Annotated in this window: 1 pseudogene; it reads right to left on the bottom strand. The window is 65.2% G+C overall.

What is annotated here, in order from left to right:
- A pseudogene (locus tag L9Z73_RS28065) lies at positions 1-3,289 on the bottom strand (hemagglutinin); the annotation flags it as partial.

Raw genomic sequence — 3,289 nt, 5'->3', positions numbered from 1 at the left:
CTGTCGCCCTGCAACGAGAGCTCGGCGCCCTGGCCGTCGACTGTGCCACGTGGGCCGGCGGAGCTCGCCACATCAATCGCACCGCCAGCGGTGATGCGGTTCACCGAGCCGGCCTCACCTGTCATCAATGGCGTAAGAATCGTGAGGTTGCCGCCACTGTACTCAAAGCCCTTCACCGAATCGTAGGCACCCTGGGCCTGATAAACCGACAGGCTGCCCTTGTGGTTGGCGGTGATGCGCTCGCTGGCGTTCAGGTTGACGTTGGCAAAGCCCAAGGCCAGGCGGTCGAATGTCAGGGTGGTGCTCGGCTGCGCAAACGCCCCGTAACCGAATTCGATGCGCTCGGCATTGATATCCAGGCGCCCGCTGCCGGTGCCGGCACCGCCGCTCACCACCGCGCCCGCCGGGTCGGTTGCGCCCTGCCAGATCAGGTTGGCGGTGTGGATGCTGGCCACATCGTTTGTCCCGCCGGCACCGTAGATGGCCGGCGTGGCAATCATCAGGTTGCTCAGCAGCGATTTGCCGGTGAGCGGGTCGTAGGTGTCCAGGGAGGTGCTGCCGTAGAAATTGAAGCTGTCGCGTGCCGACAGTTGCAGGGTTTCCAGGGCGGGCGCGCCGAACTGGGTATCGCCACGCAACAGGCGGTCGAGCAGGGTCTGGGTGAGTGTCAGGCCAGCCGGCACTTGGTTCGCGGCAGCAGCGGCCGCCAGCGCTTCGGCGCTGCCCAGGTTGATGGCGCTGACGCCCAGGTTAAGGTGGCGCGTACCGTAACGCACCTGGTCACCCAACTCGAACCTGGCGTCGGTCAACGCAACGATACTGCCTTCGGAGTACAGCCCGGTCTGCCCACTGCAGAGCACCTCGCTGCATGTACCAATGCTGATCCCCGCGCTGACCTCGCCACCGGCGCCCGGTGCCGCGATCACATTGAGCAGGCCGTTGGACACCCCGAGCATGTTGGCGACCTTGTAGATATAGCCGTCTTGGGCATCGTAGCTGGCCTGGCCGTGGCCGATCGTATTGATCGATGCGCCTTGCTCCAGAGTGATCGCGCCAATGTTGCTCACCAGGAACACCTCAGGCGCGGCAAGCGTGGTGCCCTCGCGCAAGATGATCGAGCTGTTGGCCCGATTCGACCCGTTCGCCAAGATGATGTAGTTGCCGGACTGGCCATACACCACCGCCGTCATCCCTCCCACCATCAAGCGTGATGCATCCAGGGCATTGAGGCTGTCGGCCTTGAGGGTAATGCCTGTAAAGCCGCTGGTCGCCGGTTGGTCCGCCGCGATGACTTCGATGCCGCCGTGGCCGGGGTCGATCACCGCGACGGTGCCGCCGTAGCCACCCTCCGCCGCCTCGAAGCGGCCAGTGCCCTGGAAGGAAAACGCATCCGCCCCACCGCCCGAGCGCAACGCCAGCTTCAGGGTCTTGGCGTCGACTTCCAGCATCGGTCGCGGCACCCCGAGTTTCGCCGCATCCGCCCTGGCGAACTGCGCATAGCTGGTTTCGTTGTACTGGGAATACTGGCGCAGGGTATCGGCCGAGGTCAGGACCACCTGGCTGGCAACGCTGTTGCTGATACCGGTATTGGCGATCGATAAGCGCCCGGCGGTCGTCCACGAGCCGTTGCTCATCAACTGGGTCGCGGCTTCGCTGCCGGGCCCGGCCAAGCCGTTGACCTCGACCCGGAACGCGCCTGGCAGTAATGCGTAGGTCGACGGCATGAGCGTGTAAGTACCCGCTGGCAGCCCCGGCACCCCGGCGCCAATGGTGATTTGCTGGCCAATCAACGGCGACGCGGCCCCGCTGTCGCCCCCCGCAGGTGCAACAATGGGCTGCACGCCCGGCACAATCGCGTAGACCGGGTTGGTGGACAGCCCCGGCAACACAAACGTTCCGTCGGCGCCAAACTGTACCAACGGGTTGTACCGCGCATCCGTCGAACCACCGCGCCCGGAGACGAAACCGGCGCCCAACAGCTCACCGCCACCGGAAAGGTCCAGAGTGGCGTCCGGCAGCACGCTGACCGACTTGCCGCCCAGCACCACACCAATCGCCAGTTCTTCGGTGACCACCCCGCCTTGGCCGATAAACGCCACCTGCTTGCCGTTGTAGCTGTAGACCTGGCCATCCACCGTGCCGCCATACGGCAACACCAGGCCCTTGCCACTCACCGACGTCAGGCTACCCGGCAGCAGTTGCACCAGGTTGCTGCCCAGGCTGCCGATATCGATCAAACCCAGGGGCGCCCGCACCACGCCGCCTTGGCGCACAGTGGCTGCGTTCATCTGCAAACGCCCGAACACCGAGTACGGCATCGTCGCCTGCGCCGTTCCGGCGCGACCAATCGTCAGCGTGCGCAGAGGGTCGAACTTGAGATCGCCGCCATTACCTTCGCCCTGATAGCCGGCGACCACCCGCGCACTGACTTCCGTACCGGGGTACAACTGCGCCGCGCGCAAGGTCATATCGCCCTGGGTCAGCAATTGGGTACTGATGCCCTTGGCAACCGCGTTGGTACTGGCGCCGGCAAGAAAGCGCAGGTCGCCCTGGCTGGTCAGGTTGACCTGATCAAAACCGCGCCGCTGCAGGCTCGCCAGACTGCCGTTAGCCTGGCGCAGGCTGCTGCTGTTGCCGAATACCACGCTGCCCTGCACATCGATCACCTGAGCGTTGGCATTGAACTGCGCCTGGGTGGCCAGCAACGACGGTTTGATCAGCGTCGGCACCGCGCGCACGTAGTTATCCCGGTTCGCCTCCTCCGGGGCGAGGATGCCAGCCAGCAGCACATACGGCGCCGACAGGTTGACGCGGGAGGTCGCAGACGCGCTGTCGGCGAGGCTATAGCCGGTGCTGTACAGCCGCAGGCTCTGGCCCATGTTCAAGTTCACATCGCCGGCAATGCTCAACAGGCCATTGCTCAACAGCGCCAGGTTATCGAAGCCCCCGGCGCTGACCTGATCCACGCCCAGACTGCCATGGCCGTATTTCAGGCTGGCGGCGGCGTCCTCGGCGGTGCCGGCCAATGCGTGGGGTTGATGAGTCTGGCTCAGTACCAGTTCGCGGGCTTGCAGCACGCGATCGGTGACTACGCCTTTTTGGTAATACGGGCTTTCCAGCGCTACTGCCAGGGTCCCACCCGCCGCACCGGCACCGCCGGCCTTGGCGACAAAGCTGCCGTCCAGATACAGGCCGTTGTTGGACGCCAGGCTGATGCTGCCACCGTTACTGGCCACGGGCACCGTGCCCTGCCCGGCAACGTTCAACCGGGCCTGGGTACCGGAGGCCT

The organism is Pseudomonas emilianonis (genome assembly GCF_023072625.1).
In the GTDB taxonomy this organism is placed as follows: Bacteria; Pseudomonadota; Gammaproteobacteria; order Pseudomonadales; family Pseudomonadaceae; genus Aquipseudomonas; species Aquipseudomonas paraveronii.
Note: the sequence above shows the minus strand (reverse complement) of the source record. Positions and strands in the feature narration are given on the sequence as shown.